Annotated in this window: 17 protein-coding genes; 5 read left to right on the forward strand and 12 right to left on the reverse strand. The window is 74.3% G+C overall.

Annotated features, from left to right (window positions below; all coding sequences use genetic code 11):
• Window positions 1–188: 188 nt before the first annotated feature.
• Window positions 189–1025 (reverse strand): MerR family transcriptional regulator, encoded by an 837-nt coding sequence (locus tag ACERZO_RS11585; protein WP_372664542.1) that lies wholly within the window; start codon window positions 1023–1025, stop codon window positions 189–191.
• The gene (locus ACERZO_RS11590) at window positions 1003–1467 is read right to left on the reverse strand and encodes an SRPBCC family protein (RefSeq protein ID WP_372664543.1); all 465 of its coding nucleotides are present in this window, start codon (window positions 1465–1467) and stop codon (window positions 1003–1005) included. Before ACERZO_RS11590 ends, ACERZO_RS11585 begins: the two co-directional genes overlap by 23 nt.
• A gap of 105 nt (window positions 1468–1572) precedes the next feature.
• Between ACERZO_RS11590 and ACERZO_RS11595 the strand changes: the two genes are divergently transcribed.
• The gene (locus ACERZO_RS11595; RefSeq protein WP_372664544.1) at window positions 1573–1935 is read left to right on the forward strand and encodes an STAS domain-containing protein; all 363 of its coding nucleotides are present in this window, start codon (window positions 1573–1575) and stop codon (window positions 1933–1935) included.
• 27 nt (window positions 1936–1962) lie between these two features.
• On the opposite strand, the gene ACERZO_RS11600 is transcribed toward ACERZO_RS11595, so the two are convergent.
• The 4 genes from ACERZO_RS11600 to ACERZO_RS11615 form a co-directional block, all read right to left on the reverse strand.
• On the reverse strand, window positions 1963–2235 hold the full coding sequence (locus ACERZO_RS11600) for a hypothetical protein (RefSeq protein ID WP_372664545.1): 273 nt from the start codon (window positions 2233–2235) through the stop codon (window positions 1963–1965).
• 62 nt (window positions 2236–2297) lie between these two features.
• Window positions 2298–2735: an Hsp20/alpha crystallin family protein gene (locus ACERZO_RS11605; protein ID WP_372664546.1), complete on the reverse strand. Its 438-nt coding sequence runs from the start codon at window positions 2733–2735 to the stop codon at window positions 2298–2300.
• 97 nt (window positions 2736–2832) lie between these two features.
• Window positions 2833–3618: a GAF and ANTAR domain-containing protein gene (locus tag ACERZO_RS11610; protein WP_372664547.1), complete on the reverse strand. Its 786-nt coding sequence runs from the start codon at window positions 3616–3618 to the stop codon at window positions 2833–2835.
• Window positions 3608–3997, reverse strand: coding sequence for an STAS domain-containing protein (locus ACERZO_RS11615; protein WP_372664548.1), 390 nt, complete (start codon window positions 3995–3997; stop codon window positions 3608–3610). The genes ACERZO_RS11610 and ACERZO_RS11615 overlap by 11 nt, the downstream gene beginning before the upstream one ends.
• A 147-nt stretch (window positions 3998–4144) precedes the next feature.
• Between ACERZO_RS11615 and ACERZO_RS11620 the strand changes: the two genes are divergently transcribed.
• Window positions 4145–4906 carry a class I SAM-dependent methyltransferase gene (locus ACERZO_RS11620; RefSeq protein WP_372664549.1) on the forward strand — a complete coding sequence of 254 codons (762 nt, stop codon included), beginning with the start codon at window positions 4145–4147 and terminating at the stop codon, window positions 4904–4906.
• Here the strand turns inward: ACERZO_RS11620 and ACERZO_RS11625 are convergent.
• Window positions 4882–5460, reverse strand: a complete 579-nt coding sequence (locus ACERZO_RS11625; RefSeq protein ID WP_372664550.1) for a TetR/AcrR family transcriptional regulator — start codon at window positions 5458–5460, stop codon at window positions 4882–4884. The genes ACERZO_RS11620 and ACERZO_RS11625 overlap by 25 nt on opposite strands.
• 108 nt (window positions 5461–5568) lie before the next feature.
• Between ACERZO_RS11625 and ACERZO_RS11630 the strand changes: the two genes are divergently transcribed.
• Window positions 5569–6462: an SDR family oxidoreductase gene (locus ACERZO_RS11630; protein ID WP_372664551.1), complete on the forward strand. Its 894-nt coding sequence runs from the start codon at window positions 5569–5571 to the stop codon at window positions 6460–6462.
• On the opposite strand, the gene ACERZO_RS11635 is transcribed toward ACERZO_RS11630, so the two are convergent.
• The 3 genes from ACERZO_RS11635 to ACERZO_RS11645 all read right to left on the reverse strand — a co-directional run bounded on the left by ACERZO_RS11635 (window position 6459) and on the right by ACERZO_RS11645 (window position 9578).
• Window positions 6459–8138 carry an alpha/beta fold hydrolase gene (locus ACERZO_RS11635; protein WP_372664552.1) on the reverse strand — a complete coding sequence of 560 codons (1680 nt, stop codon included), beginning with the start codon at window positions 8136–8138 and terminating at the stop codon, window positions 6459–6461. The two genes, ACERZO_RS11630 and ACERZO_RS11635, sit on opposite strands and share 4 nt — an antisense overlap.
• Before the next feature lie 112 nt (window positions 8139–8250).
• The gene (locus ACERZO_RS11640; protein ID WP_372664553.1) at window positions 8251–8409 is read right to left on the reverse strand and encodes a hypothetical protein; all 159 of its coding nucleotides are present in this window, start codon (window positions 8407–8409) and stop codon (window positions 8251–8253) included.
• Between the two features lie 41 nt (window positions 8410–8450).
• Window positions 8451–9578, reverse strand: a complete 1128-nt coding sequence (locus tag ACERZO_RS11645) for a serine hydrolase domain-containing protein (RefSeq protein WP_372664554.1) — start codon at window positions 9576–9578, stop codon at window positions 8451–8453.
• A gap of 152 nt (window positions 9579–9730) precedes the next feature.
• On the opposite strand from ACERZO_RS11645, the gene ACERZO_RS11650 reads away from it, so the two are divergent.
• Window positions 9731–10693: a zinc-binding dehydrogenase gene (locus ACERZO_RS11650; RefSeq protein WP_372664555.1), complete on the forward strand. Its 963-nt coding sequence runs from the start codon at window positions 9731–9733 to the stop codon at window positions 10691–10693.
• Window positions 10694–10695: 2 nt separating this feature from the next.
• Here the strand turns inward: ACERZO_RS11650 and ACERZO_RS11655 are convergent, their stop codons facing one another.
• Window positions 10696–11889, reverse strand: coding sequence for a S8 family peptidase (locus tag ACERZO_RS11655; RefSeq protein ID WP_372664556.1), 1194 nt, complete (start codon window positions 11887–11889; stop codon window positions 10696–10698).
• A gap of 101 nt (window positions 11890–11990) precedes the next feature.
• Here ACERZO_RS11655 and ACERZO_RS11660 point away from each other — a divergent pair, with 101 nt between their 5' ends.
• The gene (locus tag ACERZO_RS11660) at window positions 11991–14621 is read left to right on the forward strand and encodes a CHAT domain-containing protein (RefSeq protein ID WP_372664557.1); all 2631 of its coding nucleotides are present in this window, start codon (window positions 11991–11993) and stop codon (window positions 14619–14621) included.
• 113 nt (window positions 14622–14734) lie between these two features.
• Here ACERZO_RS11660 and ACERZO_RS11665 read toward each other — a convergent pair whose 3' ends face one another.
• Window positions 14735–15400 (reverse strand): DUF4097 family beta strand repeat-containing protein, encoded by a 666-nt coding sequence (locus tag ACERZO_RS11665; RefSeq protein WP_372664558.1) that lies wholly within the window; start codon window positions 15398–15400, stop codon window positions 14735–14737.
• Between the last annotated feature and the right edge of the window lie 100 nt (window positions 15401–15500).

Below are 15500 nucleotides of genomic sequence, written 5' to 3' on the forward strand. Positions count from 1 at the left end.
CCGCGCAGGCTGGGTAGTGGGTTGTCGCGCGTCCGAGGTTCGTCGACCGGGCGGCGGCGAGTGCGGCCGTCTTGAATGAGTCATTCAGGTCTTCGGAGGTCCTGAATGAGTCATTCAAGACCGTTGGGCGAGGTGCGCGACCTTCCCGCTGAGCGGTGCGTACTCGAGCCGGTGCGCCGTCGCGCCGGCTACCCCGGCCGCCCGTCGATGTGCCCGTCGAGGCAAGAAAGTGCGTCGCCGAGGGTGGCTGGGCGTGCTGCCCGTCCGGGGCGAGGCGGCCAGCCCGGTCCGGCCAGCACGAGCCGGGGCACGCGGAGCCGGGGCGGCGGTGATGCCGGGCGGCCGGCCCACAGCACGGCGGCCACCGCGTGCGTGCGGGCCACCGCGTCCCGCAGCGCCGGGTCCGGAATGGACCCGCCCAGGAACAGCGCCGCGCGGCCGTGTTCGGCCAGGGCCGCGCGCAGTGCCTCCAGCGGCAGGGTGTGCCGCTCGCCGTCGGCGCAGGCCAGCAGGACCGGCGCCGCCGTGCCGCCCGGGGCGGGGACGCGGTGCAGGGCCGCCGCGATGGCCCACGACAGCCCGTGCACCAGGTCGATGCACCGGTCGCCGTCGAGGGCACCCAACGCGGGCCGGCACAGCTGCTCCCACGTGCCGACGACGTCGTGGCCGCCCAGGTGGGCGTCCAGCAGCGCGGTCGCGGTGTCGAGCTTCAGCTGCCGGACCGCGGTCAGCAGCGTCTCGACGTCGGTGCCGCCGGCGTGGAACGCGCGGGCGGCCGCGGACTCCGCGCCGAGCCCGGAGTCGATCAGGTGCTTCATGCGGAGCAGCGCGTCGACGTCGGCCCGGCCGTACCGGCGGTGGCTGCCCGTCTGGGGCGTGGTGAGCCGCAGGTCGTAGCGGCGGTGCCACGCGCGCAGCGTCGACGGCGGCAGGCCGAGCAGGCGCGCGACCGCCCCCGCCGTCCACGTGACGGCGGGGGCGGTCGCCGGCGTGCCCGTCGGCTCAGCTCCCGGGCCGCTCGACATCACCGCGCCACGCGCCGGTCTCCCGGCCGCCGCGCTCCTCGATGAAGGTCTTGAAGCGGCCCAGGTCGCCCTTGACCCGGCGGTCGAGGACGCCGAGCTTGTCCGCCACGTTCTCGACGAAGCCCTCGGGGTCGATGTCCAGCTGCGCGGTCACCCGCGTGTGCCGGTCGTCGAGGCGGTGGAACGTCACCACACCGGCGTGGTTCGGGCCGGTGTCCGACTTCCAGGCGACGCGTTCGTCGGGGTGCTGCTCGGTGATCGTCGCGTCGAATTCGCGCGTTTGCCCGCCGACGCGGATCTTCCAGTGCGTGTGCGTGTCGTCGAGCTGCCTGATCTCGTCGACGCCTTCCATGAAGTGCGGGAAGGACTCGAACTGGGTCCACTGGTTGTACGCTGTGCTGACATCGGTTTCGACGTCGACGGTCTCGGTCACGGTGCTCATCGTGGGCGTCTCCTTCCTGATGTGGTCCAGGTCCGGTTACCCGGCGAATCGATGACAAAACGATGCGGGCCGCCTAAAGTCGGCCACCGGCGGAAGGAGGGCGCGGTGACCGGCGAACGGACGCTGACCGTGCGGGTGCGCACAGTGCCCGAGGCCGTCGTCGTCGCGGCCGACGGCGACCTCGACCTCGGCACCGCACCGGTGCTGCGCGAGCGGACCGGGGCCGTGCTCGACGACCGGCCGGGCGCGCTCATCGTCGACCTGGACGGGATCGGGTTCTGCGGTTCGGCCGGCCTTCAGGTGCTGGCCGAGCTCGCCGCCCGGACGACAGCGGACGGCGTGCCGCTCGCGGTGGTCGCCGACCGGTACCCGGTGCTGCGCGCGGTGCGCCTGAGCCGGCTCGACGAGGCGTTCGCCGTGCACGCGTCGGTCGACGCCGCCTGCGCCTGGATCCGCGAAGCGCCCTGACGTCCACAGTGGACGTCCACTGCGGAATCACGCCGCCGTACGCGAATTCCGGGCGGTGCTCGTGACGGCGGCGAGCACCGCGTCCGCGTCGAGGGCCGGGTCCCACAGCGCGCAGCCGACGACGTGCGCAAGCCGGCGCCGCCGGTGCGGCCCGGAGTCGGTGAGCGCGACGTCGGTGGGGCGGCCGTTCTTGACGGCGTGCACCGCGCGGGTGACGAGCACCGCCTCCTGGCGGGGGGTGCCGAGTTCTTCGGCCGCGGCGAAGATCCGCTCCGCCGCGGCGTGCGCGGGATCGGTCATGCTGTTCCTCGAAAGCCCTTCGCGGCGGACCGGCCGGTGCCGGTCCGCCGCGGCCGGGTGCGTCAGGCCTTGATCTGCTTGCGGTCGGACTCCGCGCCGGTGATCTCGATGCGGCGTGGCTTCGCCTTTTCGGCGACCGGGATGCGCAGGGTCAGGACGCCGGCCTCGTAGTCGGCCTTGATGTGGTCGACGTCGAGGGTGTCGCCGAGGAAGAGCTGGCGCGAGAAGACGCCGAGGGGGCGTTCGGAGACCTGCATCTGGACGTCGTCGCCGCCGGGCAGGGGCCGCCGTTCGGCCTTGACGGTCAGGACGTTGCGCTCGACGTCGAGCTCGATGGCGTCCTTGGTGACGCCGGGCAGGTCGAAGCAGACCACGAACTCGTCACCGGCGCGGTAGGCGTCCATCGGCATCGCGGCCGGCTTGGACCAGGTGCCGGGGCTGCCGAAGACCTGCTGGGCGAAGCGGTCGAGTTCGCGGAACGGGTCGGTGCGCATCAACATCGTTCTCCTCCTGTTCGACATCGGGGTGTCAACACGCACTACCGTTTTAACATGTCGTCCGAACGATGACAAGAGGGAAGTCGTCGAAGTGATGACGTCAGCCGGCGGGCAGGTCGATTTCGGTGTGCCGCTCGGCGAGGGTCCGGGCCAGCTCCGCCAGCTTGACGTTCAGGTCCTGGGAGGTGCGCCGCAGAACGTCGAACGCTTCGTCGGCCGAGACGCCGCGGCGGGCCATGATGATGCCTTTCGCCTGGCCGATCACGTCCCGGCTGTCGATCGCTTTGCGCAGGTGCGCGGCCTGCAGCTCGGCGCGCGTGACGGCGTCGGTGGCCGCCAGCGCCAGCGACGCGTGCGTGGCCAGCAGCAGCAGGACGTCGCGGTCGGCTTCGTCCAGCCCGTTCGGGGAGCGCGAGTACACGTTGAGCGCGCCGATGGACCGGCCGGCCGGCGGGCCGGGGATGAGCGCGGTGGAGACGACGGCCCGCACGCCGAGCTCCGCCGCGGCGGGGGCCCACCGCGGCCAGCGGGGCTCGTCGGCGAGGTCGGGCGCGATCGCGACCGCGGGCCCGGCGGGCTCGGCGGACTCGACGCACGGCCCTTCCCGGAACCGGTACTGCAGCAGGTCCAGCTCGACGGCCACCTCGCCGGTCTCCGCGGGCGTGTGGAACTGCCCGTCGGAGCCGATGAGCGTGAAGCTGGCGAGGTCGGCGGAGGGGACCATCAGGGTGGTCGCCTCCAGGACGCGCTCGAGGACGTCCTCGATGCTGGGGGCGGTCAGCAGCCGGGCGGTCAGCCGGGCGAACTCCCCGGCCAGCGGGCCGGGCCGGGCTTCGCCGGCGACGAAGGTTTCCTTGTCACGCTGCCATTCCTGCTCAGTGGCCATGGTGTCCCGTCGCGCCGTCGAGCGTGCGGTGCAGCGGCAGCTCGTCCTCGAGTCCGAGGGCCTGGACGGGCCGCAGCACCGCCCGGCCCTCGGCGACGACGGCCACCGGCACCCCCGCCGCGCGGGCCGCCGACACCGCGTCCAGCACCACGCCCAGCCCGCGGGCCGAGCAGAAGGTCAGCCCGGTCAGGTCGAGGACGAGCGCTCTCGGCGCCAGGTCGAGCTCTTCGGCGAGCAACGCCGCGAGCCGGTCCGTCCGCGCCAGGTCCAGTTCGCCGGCGACGGCCACGACCGTGCGCTCGGCCGTCGTCGTGATCGCCGTCCGGGACGGCGAGCCCGCCAGCAGGGCGATGCCCGGACGGGTGATGGTGGCGTGCATGGTTTCTCACCTCGGTCCCGGCCCGGCGCGGGATCGCGCGGGCCCTCGGGGTTCCAGGAGGCGGCTGCTGTGCTCAACCGCAGCGACGACGACACTACCCCGCACGGCACCCCGAGTCACCAGCCGCGCGCCGGTACCGTGAGCCGCGTGGGTGACGACACCTGGGCCGCGTTGGCCGGCCGGTTCGCCGACGACGCCTACGCGTCGGTGAAGGGCCGTGTGCGCACGTACGTCCTGCACCGCCAGCTGCTGGAACACCTCCCGTCCCCGCCCGCCACCGTGCTCGACGTCGGCGGCGGCGCCGGGCACCAGTCCTTCCCGCTGGCCGAAGCCGGGTACGAAGTCACGCTGCTGGATTCGTCGCCCGCCATGCTGGCCAAGGCGCGGGAGCGGCCGGGTGCCGAGCGCGTGGCCTTCGTCGAAGCCGACGGCGAGCACGCCGAGGAGGCCGTCGGCGGCCGGCGCTTCGACGCCGTCCTGTGCCACGGCGTCCTCGGGTACCTCGAGCGGCCGGAACCGGTGCTCGACCAGCTGTGCCGTCTCGCCGCGCCCGGCGGCGTCGTCTCGATCATGGCGGGCAACGCCCACGCCATGGCGGTCCGCCCGGCGCTGGAGCAGCGGTGGGACGACGCGCTGGCGGCGTTCGACGCCCGCGGCGAGATCGGCGTGCTGGGTGTCCCGACCCGGGCCGACACCGTCGAGGAGCTCAGCGAGCTGATCCGCACCCGGGGCGTGGAACCCGTGCGCTGGTACGGGGTCTGGCTGTTCGTCGACTGGCTCGGGTTCGGCGGCGCCGAGGTGGCCGCGGCCGACGCCGAACGGGTCGCGGCCGTCGAGTTCGAAGCCGGCCGGCGCGATCCCTACCGCCGGCTCAGCCGCGTCTTTCACCTCGTGGGGCGCAAGGCCTGAGCGGCCAGCGTCAGCAGCTCGGCCAGGACTTCGGCCGCGATGTCGGCCAGCGACCGCTCCTCCCGCAGCCATCGGGTGAAGGCGATCCCGAACACGGTGGCGCCGGACTCCGCGGCCAGCGTGGCCGCGACGTCGTCGACGCCCCGGGCGCGCAGGGCGGTGGCGACCGTCGTGGCCAGGGTCGTCAGCTTGTGGTGCTCGCGTTCCTGCAGCGCGGGGTTCCGGTCGATCACGGACTGCCGCGTGCGGGAGTGCGGGCGGCGCTCGTCCGGGAAGAAGGCCGCCGCCGACCGCAGCGCGCAGGCGACGACCTCGAACGGCGACGCGTCCGCCGGGGCGGCGTCGATGCCGTCGAGGAACGCCTGGACCAGCAGTTCCTGGCCCTGGAAGAGCACCTCGCGCTTGTCGCTGAAGTGCCGGAAGAAGGTGCGTTCGGTGAGGCCGACGGCCTGGGCGATCTCCGCGGCGGTCGTCTGCTCGTAGCCGCGGGTGGCGAACAGCTCGAGCGCGGCCTTCTGCAGCCGTTCCGCGGTTCCGGGTTCCCAGCGCACCATGCGGTCGAGTCTAGGTGATGACAGCGGCTGACATGGAGGCGTAGGGTGTGGATGTCAGCAACTGACGTCGGTCACTGACATCATGTCTCTCTCGAAGGAGTTCACGCCATGCGCGTTTTCGTCACCGGAGCCTCCGGCTGGATCGGCTCCGCCGTCGTCGACGAGCTGCTGGCCGCCGGCCACGAGGTCGCCGGGCTGGCCCGGTCGGCCGCGTCCGCCGCGAAGCTCGAGGCGAAGGGCGTCGAGGTCCGCCGCGGCGACCTCGACGACCTGGCCGGCATCCGCGCCGGCGCCGTGGCGGCCGACGCCGTCATCCACCTGGCGAACAAGCACGACTTCGCCAACCCGGCGGTGTCGAACGCGGCCGAGCGGGCCGCGGTCGAGACCATCGGCGACGCGCTTTCCGGCAGCGGCCGCCCGCTGCTGCTGGCGTCCGGGATCGCCGGCATCCGGCAGGGCCGCCCGGCGACCGAAGCCGACGCGTCCCCGTTCCACGGCCCGGACTCCCCGCGCGGCGGCGCGGAGAACCTGGCGCTGGAGTACGCCGGCCGCGGCGTGCGGCCGGTGAGCCTGCGGTTCTCCCCGACCGTGCACGGCACCGGCGACCACGGGTTCATCGCCGTCCTGTCGGCGATCGCCCGCGAGAAGGGCGTGTCGGCCTACCCGGGCGACGGCACGAACCGCTGGGCGGCGGTCCACGTGACGGACGCGGCGCGCATGGTCGTCCTCGGCCTGGAGAAGGCCCCCGCGGGCGCGCGGTTGCACGCGGTGGCCGAGGAGGGCGTGCCGACGAAGGAGATCGCGGAGGCGATCGGCCGGGCGTTCGACCTGCCGGTGGCGTCGGTCGACCCGGCCGACGTGGCGGCGCACTACGGGTGGATCGGCGGGTTCTTCGCGATGGACCTGGCGGCGACGAGCGCGGCGACGCGGGAACTGCTGGGCTGGGTCCCGGACGGGCCGACGCTGCTCGAGGACCTCGCCGCAGGTGCCTACTCGGGCTAGGAGCCGCGGTTGACGGTGCTGATCCGGGCCTGGAGCCGTTCCCGCGTCGGCGAAAGCGCGTCGCGCGGTGCCGGCTCCGGGACCGCCTGCCCGGTCGCCTCGCCCGCCGGGCCGGTCACCGGGTACACCGTCTTCTCGCCCGGGAGCGGCACCCCCGGGCAGATCGTCGCCGCCGGGCGGGGGGCGCCCAGGAAGTAGCCGTTCACCAGACCGTCCACACAGGAATTCTTGCTGACCGCGTACTGGCCGTGGAACGGCGAATCCGCCACCGACACCATCGGGACCCCGGCCGCCCGCGCCGCCGCCTCGGCCTGCTCGTAGCCCGTCTGCGGGTCGAACTCGCCTTGCACCACCAGCACGTTCTTCGCCGCCTCCGCCGGCAACGTCGGCAGCTGGTGGCGCGGGAGGTCGGACCAGAACCCGCACGGCTCGCTCAGCCCGTACGCCCAGCCGAACAGCGGGTACGCCGGGCCCTGCAGGTCGCTCAGCAGCTTGTACCAGGTGGCCGCGCGGGTCGGCTGGTCGCCGCACGCCACGGCCAGGCGGGTGCCGCCCACGTCCGCGTAGTCGGGCTCGGGCGGCGCCACGTCCGCCGCCGTCAGCCGGGCGACCGGGACGCCGAACTCCGCGCGGGACACGCGGTCGAGGTCGTCCGCCAGCGCGGCCGGCGGGGCCGGCTTGGTGCCGTCGAGCGCCGCCACGCCCTTGGTCAGCACCAGCGCGCCGACCAGCCACTGCCGCGAGCTGCCGTTGCCGACGAAGACGTGGTCGAAGACGTCCGGCGAGACGCCCTGTTCGCGGAAGTAGCCGCGCACCCGCTCGTAGGTCTTCTTGACCTCGCCGACGGTCCTGCCGAGCTGGTCCGGGAACCGCCGGGCCAGCCACGGCGCGTAGACGCGGTCGAACTGGCGCTGGTCGATCTTCGGGAACGCCTCGAACGCGGCCTGCAGCCTGCCCTCGAAGTTGACGCTGGAGTCGAGGACGATCCGGCCCGCGTGCTCGGGGAACAGCGACGCGTACTTCGCGCCCAGCCAGGTGCCGTAGGAGTAGCCGAGGTAGTTCAGCTTTTCGTCACCCAGCAGGGCTCGGATCAGGTCCATGTCGTGCGTGGTCTGCCAGGTCGTGACGTACGGCGCGAGCGCGTCGCTCTGGCAGGCCTCCGCCACCGCCCGCGGCGTCCGCTGGTGGGCCAGGATGCTGGCGGCCGAGCGGTCGCGCGCGTCGAGGCCGGCCTCGGTGGGCAGCCGACCGGTCGGCACCCGGCAGACGAACCCCTCGTCGTCGCCGCCCTCCTGGCCGGTGCCGCGCGGGTCCATGCCGATGAAGTCGTAGTGCTCGTTCACCGCCGGTTCCAGGCCGGCCAGCGCGCCCGCGAGCGAGGTGCCCTGCCCGCCGGGCCCGCCCGGGTTGACCAGGATCGCGCCCCGCCGCTCGCCGGTCGCGGCGGCGCGGCTTATCGCCACCTTCAGGTCGGTCCCCGGCGACGGCGCGGACCAGTCCCGCGGGACGGTGATCCGCGCGCACTGGGCCTTCGCGGCCTTGAACGGGCAGCCGCCCCACTCGACCTTCTGCGTCAGGTAGGGCGCGAGGGGGTCGGGCGTGGTCGCCGCGGCCGGTGCCGTCGCCGCCACCAGGATCGAGACGGCGATCGCCAGCCCCGCTTTGGACGTCCGCACCGCAGCTTTCCTTCCTCGTTCCCAGGCAACCCGGGAACACCCAAGCACGGCGGGACGGGCGCGGGCAGCCCGAAGACCCCCGACGGCACCGGGATTTCCCTCGATCCGGTGATCAGCTCGGCGGTTCGGGCTGCGCGGCGTCCTCGTCGACGTCCTGGTGCTCGGGCTCCTCGCGGTCCGTCTCCGGGACGGGGACGTCGAGGTCGAGCTCCGGCGTGCCGGGCGGGCGCGGCGCGTCGGGGGTGATGGGTCCGTTCTCGGCTTCGGTCATGGGACCCGGTTACCCGGGAACCGCCGGGCCAAGCGGGCCGCTCAGGAGCAGAACGCGGTGTCCACTGCGGACAGGACGGCCTTCTCCGCCTTCTCGGGGTCGCCGAACGTGCCCGGCAGTGCGGTCACCGCCAGGCCGACCGAGCGGCCGTCCTCGGTGGCGCCGCCGCGGGTCTCGTAGCCGGGGATGTCGCCGCCGTGGCCCCAGTAGACGCCGCCGCAGCTGAGCGGGACGCGGAAGACGCCGAGGCCGTACTGCCAGCCCGGGAACAGCGGCGCGTCGACCGTCTTGCGCATCTCCGCGAGCTGCGCGGGCGGCAGGAGCTTGCCCTCGAGCAGGGCCCGCGCGACCTTCGCGAGGTCGCTCGGCGTCGAGATCAGCTGGCCGGCCGCCCCGCCCCACGACGGGTCCATTTCGGTCGCGTCGACGACCTTCGTGCCCGTGCTGTCCGCGAGCGCGTAGCCGTGCGGGTGCGGCCCCTGGATCGTCTGGTCACCCGGCTGCGGCCAGTACGTGTCGCGCAGCCCCGCCTTCTCGATCACGCGCTCGGTGATCTGCTCCTGCACCGGGCGCCCGGTCACGCGCTCGATCAGCAGGCCCGCCAGCAGGTAGTTGGTGTTGCTGTACTCCCACTTCGTCCCGGGCGCGAAGTCCGCCGGGTGGGCCAGGGCCGCGGCGAGCAAGTCGTGGGGCTGGAAGAACTTGTGCTGCACGTCTTCGAAGTTCTCGACGCCGAGGTACGCGGTGTAGTTCGGCAGCCCGCTGGTGTGCTGCAGCAGCTGCCGCACGGTGATGGCGTGGCCGTCGATGCCCTCGCCGCGCACCAGCCCGGGCAGGTACTCCTCGATCGGCGCGTCCAGCGCGACCTTGCCCTCGGCCACCAGCTGCAGGACGACGACCGCGGTGAACGTCTTCGTGTTGCTGCCCGCGCGGACCCGGCCGTCGCGCGGCACGGGCACCCGGCGGTCCAGCCGCGCGGACCCGGCGACCAGCGACGTCGAACCGCCTCGGTCGCCCACCCAGGCGAGGGCGGCGGGGAACTTCTCCTGGCTCACCAGCGCGTTGAGGCTGCCCTGCACCGGGGACTTCGGGTCCGCGGCGGCCGCCGCCGCCGTGGTGACGGTGCCCAGCAGGCCCGCCACGGTCAAGATCGCCACACCCTTGCGCATCGTTTCTCCTCCAGGTCCGGATCGATAGCGGAAATGCTGCTCGAATCCGGCACGAAGATCAGTAGCGCGGGCCACCGGATCGCGGGTAGCGCTGGCACTACCCCGCGAAAAGGCGTTGCCGAACCGATCTTCGCCGTGGCACGGTCGCGCGCGTGAGCACGACTATGCGCGCGGCGGTCTGCGTCGGAGCCGGTGGCCCGGAAGTCCTGGAAGTCCGCGAGGTGCCGGTGCCGGCGGTGCGGGCCGGCTGGAGCCTCGTCCGGGTGCTGGGCGCGGGCCTGAACCGGTCGGAACTGCGGACCCGGCAAGGGCATTCGCCGAACGTGCGGTTCCCGCGCGTGCTCGGGATCGAGTGCGTCGGGGTCGTGGCCGAGTCGACCGATCCGGCGCTGCCGGAGGGCACGACCGTCGCGGCGGTGATGGGCGAGATGGGGCGGGAGTTCGACGGCGGCTACGCGGAATACGCGTTGCTGCCCAACGCTTTGCTCATGCCGATCACGACGGCGTTGCCGTGGGACGTCCTGGCCGCGCTGCCCGAAACGTACCTGACCGCGCAGGGCGCGTTGGACACCCTCGGCATCGGCCGGACCCGGCTGCTGATCCGCGGCGGGACGTCGTCGGTCGGGCTGGCGGCGGCGTCGATCGCGGCCGGCCACGGCGCCGAGATCGCGGCGACGACCCGCCGCCCGGACAAGGCGGCCGCGCTGACCGCGGCCGGCGTCACCCACGTCCTGATCGACGACGGCGGGCCGCTGGCGCTGCCGTGGCCCGACGGCCCCGACCACGTGCTGGACCTCGTCGGCGCCCGCACCGCGGTGGACTCGCTGAAGCTGGTCCGCCGCGGCGGCACGGTCTGCGTGGCGGGCTCGCTGAGCGGCTGGTCGATCGCGGACTTCCAGCCGGTGGCGATGATCCCGTCGGGCACGCGCCTGACGGCCTTCCACAGCGACGACATGAAGGGCCGCGCGGACGTGCTGCAGCGGATCGTCGGCGAGGTGGAGGCCGGGGTGTACCGGCCGAACGTCGACCGGGTCTTCGCGCTGGCCGAGATCGCCGCCGCCCACCGGTACATGGAGGACGACCAGGCGAGCGGGAAGCTGGTCGTGGTTCCCTGACGTCAGCCGAACACCGCCTCGTCCTTCCAGCCGTAGGGCTTGACGACGTCCCCGGCCGCCAGCGCGGCGTGGAAGGCCTCGGTCGCGGTCACCTCGCCGCGTTTGGTTCCGGCTGCGATGGCCCCGCTGACCGTGGCCGTGGCGAAGGAGGTTCCCTTCCAGGTGGCGTAGCCGTGGAACTCCTGCACTCCACCGGTGCGCAGCCGGACATCGCCGGGGAGGTAGGTGCTGGTGAGCCCGTCGCCCAGGGCGGTGCAGGAGACCCACGGCAGGTCCGGGCTGTACGGCGCCGGTGCGCCGTTCGCCCGGGTGGCCCCGACCGCGACGACGCCGGTGAGCGCCGCCGGCCAGGTCGGCGCGGTCCGCGTGAGGCCGTTGCGGAGGCCGGGGATCTCACCGTGGTTGCCGGCGGCGGCCACGATCACCATGTGGGGGCTCAGCCGCTCGATCGCGCGTCGCACGGCCACCGGGCAGTCACCGTCCTCGTCCTGTGCCGCCCGCGTGCCCATGGCGAGGTTCAGGATGTCGATGTCGTCGTCGAGGAATTCGGCCAGCTTCCCCACGGTGGCCCACACCGGGGCCCGGCCGTCCGACTTCAGGACGTCGCGTACCACCAGGGTCGCCGCCGGGGCCTGGGCGAGGATCAGCCCCGCCACGAACGTGGCGTGCCCGTCCTCCCAGGGGGTTTCCGTCCCCGGGGCCGGGGTTTCGAAGGTGGTGCCGCTGGCCGGCGTTTCGTAGTGACCCTCGAGATCGGGGTGGCGGTAGAGCCTGGTGTCGAGGATCCCGACCCGGACGCCGTGGCCGGCCGCCGGGCCGGCGCCCGTACCCGCCGGCCGATCCGCGGGGGAGGGGTCGAAGTCCGACTGCGACCGGGTCTGCGGGTAGGCCCCGAACTGGTTGCTCAGCGTCCGGTTCTTCCCCAGCAACGGGACCCAGCCGCCGCACCGCGCCGCGAACCGGCGGCGCAGCTCGGCCAGTACCGGGTCGATGGCCATCTCGAAGCCGAGGCCTTCCGGGTAGGCGAGCTTCAACTTCGCCAGGTCGAACGGCTCGATCCGGTCTTCCTCGGCGATGGTGATGCCCAGCTTCTCGAGCGCGGGCCCCACGAGTCCGCGTTCGCGCAGGTCGATGATCAGCTCGTCGGGCTCCACGTGTTCGGCCGCGTCGGGCTGGTAAGGGCCGTTCTCGGACACCGCGATCCCCTCCTCGATGTGGTGGCACCTCTTCAGACGCGCGCGGGGCCCGCTCTGATACGCGCTGGCGGAGGACCGCGCCGCCGGGAATGCTGGGACCCATGGTGGCGGACTCGGCCCTCGCCGAAGCCCGGATGGCCATGCGGCTGGCCGATCTGCAGCCCGGAAGGGCAGTCCCGGTCGCGGCCGGGGCCGTCCGGCGGGCGCTGCGCGAACGCGATCCCCACGCCGCCGCGCTCGCCGAACAAGCCTGGGGGCACGCGCTGCTGCAGTGCAGCGAGGTCGGCGAGGCTGTGCGGCACCTGCGCCGCGCGGTGCGGCACGGCGAACGTGCCGGCCGGCGCGCATTGGCCGGGGAAAGCCGGATGAAGCTGGCGTTCGCGCTGGTGCAGCGGGGCAGCTCGCGGGCCGCGCTGCGCGAGATCGACGTCGCCGTGCGGGAACTGGACGGGATCGGCAAGGTGCTCGCCCAGCGCGCGGTGATCCGGTACCACGTGGGCCGGCTCGACGAGGCGGCCGTGGACTACCAGGCCGCGGTCCGGGAACTGCGGCGCGCCGACGACCGGCTCGGGCTGCAGCGCGCCCTGATGAACCGGGGGATCCTGCACGCCGAGCGCTACGAGTTCGATGCGGCGGTCCGGGATCTCGCCGAGGCCGACGTCCTCGCGCGGGAGCTCGGCCGCGACCTCGTGGTCGGGATCATCGCGGAGAACCTGGGGTTCGTGGAGAGCCAGCGCGGCGACGTCCCGGCCGCGCTCGCCTGCCTGGACCGGGCCGAGGAGATCATCGGCGCGCACGGCGGCCAGCTCGCGCCGGTGCTGCAGGACCGGGCGGAGCTGCTGCTGTCGGTCGGCCTCGTCACCGAGGCGCGCCGGACGGCCGAGCGCGCGGTGCGCGTGTTCGCCGCCGAGAACCGGCGGCTGAAGGTCCCCGAGATGCGGTTGCTGCTCGCGCAGATCGCGTTGCTGGACGAAGACTGGCCGACGGCCGCGGAGCAGGCCCGCACGGCGTTGCGCGCGTTCACCGCGCAGGGACGGGCGCAGTGGGCCGAGCTCGCGCGCTCGGCTCGGCTGCGCGCGCAGCTGGGCGCCGGGGAACGCAGCCGGATCACCGGCGCCGCCGCGGAAACCATGGTGTCCACATTGGACGCCAACGGCCGGCCACTGGCGGCGGTGCAGGCCCGGGTGGACGCGGCCCGGCTCGCCGCGGCCCGCGGGCGCACGGCCGTGGCCGCGGAACACCTCGCCGTCGCGGCCCGGGCCCGGCGGGGATCGGGCCCGGCGACCCTGCGGGCGCGGGGCTGGTACGCCGAAGCGTTGCGCCGTCGTCAGGAGAATCCCCGCGGCGCGCTCACCGCCGCCCGGACCGGGCTGCGCATCCTCGACGAGCACCACGCCGCACTGGGCGCGAGCGACCTGCGGGCGTACTCGGCGTCGCACCGCGCGGACCTCGTCGGCCTCGGGCTGCGCGTCGCGCTGGACGAGGGCCGGGTGCGCGGCGTCTTCGAGTGGGCGGAACGCGGCCGGGCGAGCCGGCTGCTGCACCGGTCCGCGCTGCCGCCGGACGATCCCGAGCTGGCCGCGCTCCTGCCCCGGCTGCGGGCCACCGCCGGCGCGCTGGAGGAGGCCCGGGGCGCGGGCGCGCCCACCGGCCGGCTGCTGCACCGGCAGGTCGAGCTCGAACGGCGGATCCGCGACCGAAGCCGGCTGCTGCCCGCGGCGGGCGGGGACGCCGCGGCGCGCCCGGTGTCCGTCGACGACCTCGCCGCGGCCCTCGGCGAGCGCGCCCTGCTGGAGTTCGTCGAAGCCGACGGGACGGTCCTGGGGCTGAGCTTGGTCGACGGCAGGCTGCGGCTGCACACCCTCGGTTCGGTCGCCGAGGTGGCCGGGCTGCTGGACCGCATCCCGTTCGCCCTGCGCAAGCTTGCCGCCCGCGCGGCCGACCGGTCGCGGATGCCGGTCGAGCAGTTCCTGCACGGCGCGGGCGCGCGCCTCGACGCCCTGGTCCTGGGTCCGCTGGCCGAGCTCGGGGACCGGCCGCTGGTCGTGGTCCCGACCGGGATCCTGCACAACGTGCCGTGGGCGGTGCTGCCGTCGTGCGCGGGCCGCCCGGTGGCCGTCTCGCCGTCGGCGACGCTCTGGCACGCGGCGGCGACCCGGCCGCCGGGCCCGGGGCGCGACGTCGCCGTGGCGGGCGGCCCGGGACTCCCGGGCGCCCGCGAGGAAGCGCTGGCGGTCGCGGAAATCCACCGGCGAACGGCCTTGGTGGACGAAGCCGCGACGGTCGAAGCCGTGCTGGCCGCGCTCACCACGGCCGGCACCGTGCACCTCGCCGCGCACGGCCGGCTGGCGGTGGACAACCCGCTGTTTTCGGCGCTGCGCCTGCACGACGGGCCACTCCTGGTCCACGACGTGCGGCGGCTGCCCCGGGTGCCGGAGACGGTGCTGCTCGCCGCGTGCGACGTCGGCCGGTCGGTGGTGTGCCCGGGCAACGAGCTGCTCGGCCTGAGCGCCACCTTCATCGAACGCGGCACCGCCCAGCTCGTCGCTTCGGTCGTGCCGGTGCCCGACCTCGCCACGACGTCGCTGATGACCGAGGTCCACCGGCGCCTCGCGGCGGGCGAGGCGCCGGCGGCCGCGCTCGCGTCCGCGCAGCAGAAGGTGGCGGCCGACGGTCCCGGCGCGCTGGCCGCGTCCGCCGGGTTCGTCTGCATCGGCGCCGGGTCCCGCTAGTCACTTGCTCCGGGCCCAAGCGCCCCAATGTGGCCTTCGGTGCGTCTCACGCACCCAAGGCGGCCTTCGGTGCGTCTGACGCAACCAAGGCCACATTGGGGCGCATGCGGCCGTCACTTGCTCCGGGCCACGATGTCGCCGTACGACGTGGTGGCGCGGATGGCCAGCTCGGGCTTCCCGGTGTTCTTCAGCGCGTTGTCGATGCGGCCGTAGGACGTGCCCGCGTCGAGGGAAGCCGAGACACCGGGGGCCGCGCCGACCGTGATCGCGCCCTGCTGGGTGTCCAGCACGACGTCGCCGCGCACCGCTTCGGCGATGCGGATGTCGCCCCGGGCGGTGCTGATCCGCGCCGGGCCGTCCAGGCGGCCGACCTCGACGTCGCCGTCGGTCGCGGTGAGCTGGACGCCGGCCGCCTCGTCGAGCTGGATGCGGCGGTACGCGCCTTCGAAGGCGACGTCGCCGAGGCGGCCGGTGCCGACGAGTTCCGACGCGGCGGTCGTGGCCCGCACGTCGGAGCCGGCCGGCAGCCCGACGACGACCTCGATCGCGCCGGTCGGGCCGAAGTACCGGTTCTCGCCCTGCGGGGCCCGCACGGTCAGCACGCCGTCGCCGTAGCTGACGGTGGTCTGCTCGGCCGCCTTGACGTCGCGGTTCTTGGCCGGGTCGGCCGGCCGGACCTCGACGGTCGTGTCGGCGCGGTCGCCGGCGGCGAGGTGGACGCGCCCGGCGGGCAGGTCCAGGACGGCGGTGATCGGGGCGGGGGTGGTGAAGTTCGGCATCGTGGTCTCCTCGGTTCCGGTGTCCCCGTCGGTGGGGACGAGAACCACGATGTCCGGCCGCCCTGACACCCGGCGGCCACCGGCCTGACACGCCGGCTGA

Origin of the sequence: Amycolatopsis kentuckyensis (assembly GCF_041679295.1) — a bacterium.
Taxonomy (GTDB): Bacteria; Actinomycetota; Actinomycetes; order Mycobacteriales; family Pseudonocardiaceae; genus Amycolatopsis; species Amycolatopsis kentuckyensis_A.